The sequence below is a fragment of the Collimonas fungivorans genome, assembly GCF_028292705.1.
GTDB classification, from domain to species: Bacteria; Pseudomonadota; Gammaproteobacteria; order Burkholderiales; family Burkholderiaceae_D; genus Collimonas; species Collimonas fungivorans_B.
In genome coordinates, this window is the sequence record NZ_JAQGLV010000157.1 from 1 (window position 1) to 4,559 (window position 4,559).

Below are 4,559 nucleotides of genomic sequence, written 5' to 3' on the forward strand. Positions count from 1 at the left end.
AACGATGTCGGCATGACGGCCATCGACCTGGCCCGGAAATTCGATCACAACGACATCGCCGACGGTTTGACCAGCCGCCTGAAGAAGGCCGGCAAACTGTAGTCTGTCTGTCTTCAAGTAAGGATGTGGGGTCCCACATCCTTGATATCCTTGGTGCCGGTCAGCGCCATGCTGACATCCAGTTCCTGCTGCAGGATCTGCAGCATCCTGGTGACGCCGGCTTCCCCCATTGCACCCAGGCTGTACAGGAAAGCGCGGCCGATCATGGTGCCCTTGGCGCCCAGGGCCACCGCTTTCAGCACGTCCTGGCCGCTGCGGATGCCGCCGTCGAACCAGACTTCGACCTGATCTCCCACCGCCTCGACAATCGCCGGCAGCGCCGAGATCGACGATACCGCGCCGTCCAGCTGGCGGCCGCCATGGTTGCTGACGACGATGGCGTCGGCGCCGGTGGTGGCGGCGATCTTGGCGTCTTCCACATCCAGGATCCCTTTCAGGATCAGCTTGCCGCCCCATTGTTCCTTGATCCAAGCGATGTCGTCCCAGCACAGGGTCGGGTCGAACTGGCTGGCGGTCCATTTGCTCAGGGTCATGATGCCGTCGGCGCCGGAGACGTGGCCGGCCAGGTTGCCGAAGGATTTGCGGCCGCCCAGCGCGCGCAAGGCCCAACCGGGTTTGGTGGCGAGGTCGAGCAGGTTGGCCAGGGTCATTTTCGGCGGCACCGACATGCCGTTTTTCAGGTCCTTGTGGCGCTGGCCGAGAATCTGCAGATCCAGCGTCAGCACCAGGGCCGAACATTTGGCGGCCTTGGCGCGGTCGATCAGCGACTTGATGAAACCGCGGTCGCGCATGACGTACAGCTGGAACCAGAACGGCTTGGTGGTGACGCTGGCCACGTCTTCGATAGAGCAGATGCTCATGGTCGACAGGGTAAACGGGATGCCGAATTTTTCGGCGGCGATGGCGCCCAGCATTTCACCGTTGGCCCATTGCATGCCGGTCAGGCCGGTGGGAGCAATCGCTACCGGCATCGTCACGTCATGGCCGATCATGGTGCTGCGGGTGGAGCGCTGGTCGACGTTGATGGCTACCCGCTGGCGCAGGTGGATGGCGGCCAGGTCGCTGCTGTTGGCGCGGTAGGTGGATTCGGTGTAGGAGCCGCTGTCGGCATAGTCGTAAAACGCTTTTGGCACGCGCTTCTTGGCCAGCAGGCGCAGGTCTTCGACGCAGGTGATTACAGACATTGTGGCTCTCCGCTAGATGTTTTTATGTGACGCTATTGCCGCGCCGTTGCCACTATCTTAGATGAAAACAATGCAAGCACGGTGCAATTCAATTGATGTCTGGCGTGAAGCTTTTTCACCTGGCCGGGCTCCGGCGCATCGACGCCTGACGTAGCGACGCCCGACGTATCTGCGCCAGCAATTCCTGCGCCGCCTGCCTGCCGCTGCGCACTGCCGATTCCAGTGTTGCCGGGTAGTCGCTGGCGGTGTAGTCGCCGGCCAGCAGCAGCTTGTCGAGGCCGGTGTCGTTGGCCGGCCGGACCAGGCCCGGGGTGCAGGCGAAAGTAGCGCGTTTTTCTGAAATGACCTGGCTCCAGGACGGCGACGCCAGCTGCGGCTGCTTGAAGGTCGCGGCCAGCTGGGCGGCGACTGCTTGCGCCAGCGCTTCATGGCCGGCTTGTATGGCTTCGGACGAGGCGCTGATGACTACCGCCAGCAGGCCGGCCTGGCTTGGATCGAGCTGGCCGCGGTCGAATACGAACTGGCCCCAGGCGGCGCTGCCGCCGGCATTTTCGGGATCGTCCAGCAAGGCGAAGAACGGCCGCGGCAGGCGCGTGTCGGCGGCGTATTGCAGGTAGCAGGTGGTGATCGGTTCGTAGTCGAAACTGCGCAACGTTGTCAGCAGCGCGGCGTCGGCGCTGCCGTCCAGCAGCGTAGCCGCGGTTTCAGGCGGCGTGGCGATGACCACGGCGTCGAAATCCATGCTGGCCTCGCCGCTTTGCAGCTGCCATCTTCCGTCACGGCGCTGCAGTTGCCTGACACTGTGGCCGGACTCGACGTTGCCGCCGCGTTCTTCGATGAAGGCGGCTGCCTGCTGCGGGAACAGGTTGCTGAGGTCGGTGCGCGGCAGCAGCATGTCCGATGCGCTCCTGCGCGCGCCCAGGCTGTCGCGCAGCACCGCCAGGAAAACCTGGGCCGAAGCCTGCGCCGGCGGCGTATTCAGCGCCGCGATGCAGAGCGGACGCCACATCAGCTGGATCAGCCGATCGGTCTGGTCGAAGCGTTCCAGCAGTGTGCTGACGCTGCAATCGTCATGCAGCTGCCAGCCCATCCAGCGCGCCGCCGACGAAAAACGCGCCAGCGCCAGTTTGTCCTGGCGCTGCAGGCCGTCCGCGCGCAACAGCGCAGCCAGCAGATGCAAAGGCGCCGGCAGGCGCGGCGCCACAAAAGTCATGCCGCCGCTGCCGGCCGGATAACACATCTGCAGTGGCAGGCGCAGCATGGCGCTGGTGGGATCGATACCGACCTTGCGCATCATTTGCAAGGTCTGGCTGTAAGCGCCGAGCAGGATGTGCTGGCCGTTGTCCAGTATGGTTTCGTTGATGTCGACGCGCCTGGCCCGACCGCCGAGCTGGCGGCTGGCCTCGAACAAGGTCACTTGGTGGCCGGCCTCGGTCAGTTCCACGGCGGCGCTGCAGCCGGCCCAGCCGGCGCCGATTACCGCGACTTGCTGCGCTTCGGTAGCCATGTCAGCGCAGAGTAAAGAGCGGTGACGGGATGGCGTTAACCGCGCACATAGGTCTTCCATGCCAGCCACAGCTTGCGGATCGGCGTCAGCGAAATGCGCTGGTTCAGCACATGGAAGCCGTCGCGCTCGATCTCGTCCAGCAGGGCGCGGTAGATGGCCGCCATCATCAGGCCGGGGCGCTGGGCGCGCCGGTCTTCCTTGGGCAGCAAGGCAAATGCATCGTCGTAAGCCTGCTGCGCGCGCGCCACCTGGAAGCGCATCAGGTTGACAAAATTCTCGCTGTAACGCGCATTCAGGATATCGGCGGCGGTGACGTTGAACTGCTGCAGTTCGTTGACCGGCAGGTAGATGCGGCCCTTGCGGCCGTCTTCGCCGACGTCGCGGATGATATTGGTGAGCTGGAATGCGAGGCCGAGCTGTTCGGCGAACTGCAAGGTCTGCGGCTGGCTGACGCCGAAGATGCTGGCCGACAGGATGCCGACCACGCCGGCCACATGCCAGCAGTATTGCTTCAAACCGGGGTAATCCAGGTAACGGGTCTGGTTCAAGTCCATTTCCATGCCGTCGATGATCGCTTGCAGGTGCTTGCCGTCCAGTCCATAAGTCTGCAGGTGGGGCTGCAGCGCCTGGGTCACCGGATGGGACGGGTTGCCGGCCAGCATGGCGGCGATTTCCTTGCGCCACCACATCAGCTTGGTGCGCGCCACGCTTTCATCGGTGCAGTCGTCGACCGTATCGTCCACTTCGCGGCAGAAGGCGTACAGCGCAGTGATGGCGCGCCGCCGTTCCGCCGGCAGGAACAGGAAGCTGTAATAAAAACTGGAGCCGCTCTGGGCGGCTTTTTGCTGGCAGTAATCGTCTGGAGACATGAATGTGGGAAGCAGCTTAAGAAACAATTTGCCCGAAGTATACGTAAGAAATGTGTTGTGGCGTTGTGGTTTGCCGATTTTTGTTAGCTTACCTCATGCACAAGGCACGCCAGGCAAGCAGCAGCCAGTCGGCTTTGCCCAGTTTCGGCCGCTGCCGGAACATGTCGTAATCGGCTGTTTCCAGCAGCTCCAGGATGCGCAGGCCGCCTTGCACCACCAGCCGCAGCTCCCAGCCGACCCGGCCCGGCAGCCGCAGCGCCAGCGCCTGGGCGCCGGTCATCATGCAGCGCGCGCGCTGCACCTCGAACTGCATCAGTCGGCGCCAGGCATGGTCCACCGTGCCGCCGGCCAACTGCGCCTGCGATACGCCGAAGCGCTGCAAGTCTTCCAGCGGCAGGTAGATCCGGGCCTTGTCCCAGTCGATGGCGACGTCTTGCCAGAAATTAATCAGTTGCAATGCCGAGCAGATGGCGTCCGAGTCGCGCAGGTTCTGCTCGGTGGCCGCGCCGTACAGGTGCAGCATCAGGGCGCCGACCGGATTGGCCGAGCGCCGGCAATAGTCGAGCAGGTCGGGAAACTGGCTGTAGCGGGTGGTGACCACATCTTGCTTGAAGGCGGACAGCAGGTCGCGGAACGGCGCCAGCGGCAGCTTGTATTCCACGATCACCTGTTCCAGCGTCTGGAACAGGCTGCTTTCCGCCGCCTGCTTATGTTCTATCCTGTCCAGGGACGTTTCATAGGCGTGCAGCGCGCGCAAGCGCTGCTCGGGAGCGGCGTCGCCTTCATCGGCGATATCGTCGGCGCTGCGGGCGAAGGCGTAGATCGCCTTGACTGCGGGACGCAGTCTGGCTGGCAGCAGCAGGGAGGCGACCGGGAAATTTTCGTAATGGTTGATGGACATTGGGGCAGGCAGAATATTTTATCAAAAGAGCATTGTTT

At 63.4% G+C, this 4,559-nt stretch carries 4 protein-coding genes; all 4 read right to left on the reverse strand.

All coding sequences use genetic code 11. From position 1 onward, the window contains the following. Window positions 1-113 precede the first annotated feature (113 nt). Window positions 114-1,244: an alpha-hydroxy acid oxidase gene (locus tag JWQ61_RS08235; protein ID WP_304360098.1), complete on the reverse strand. Its 1,131-nt coding sequence runs from the start codon at window positions 1,242-1,244 to the stop codon at window positions 114-116. A 115-nt stretch (window positions 1,245-1,359) separates the two neighbouring features. Next, on the reverse strand, window positions 1,360-2,751 hold the full coding sequence (hpnE, locus tag JWQ61_RS08240) for a hydroxysqualene dehydroxylase HpnE (RefSeq protein ID WP_304360099.1): 1,392 nt from the start codon (window positions 2,749-2,751) through the stop codon (window positions 1,360-1,362). A gap of 35 nt (window positions 2,752-2,786) precedes the next feature. Continuing rightward, entirely contained in the window at window positions 2,787-3,620 is an 834-nt protein-coding gene (hpnD, locus tag JWQ61_RS08245) for a presqualene diphosphate synthase HpnD (protein ID WP_061540526.1), read from the reverse strand. An 88-nt stretch (window positions 3,621-3,708) separates the two neighbouring features. Further along, window positions 3,709-4,521 carry a squalene synthase HpnC gene (gene hpnC, locus JWQ61_RS08250; RefSeq protein ID WP_304360100.1) on the reverse strand — a complete coding sequence of 271 codons (813 nt, stop codon included), beginning with the start codon at window positions 4,519-4,521 and terminating at the stop codon, window positions 3,709-3,711. Window positions 4,522-4,559 lie beyond the last annotated feature (38 nt).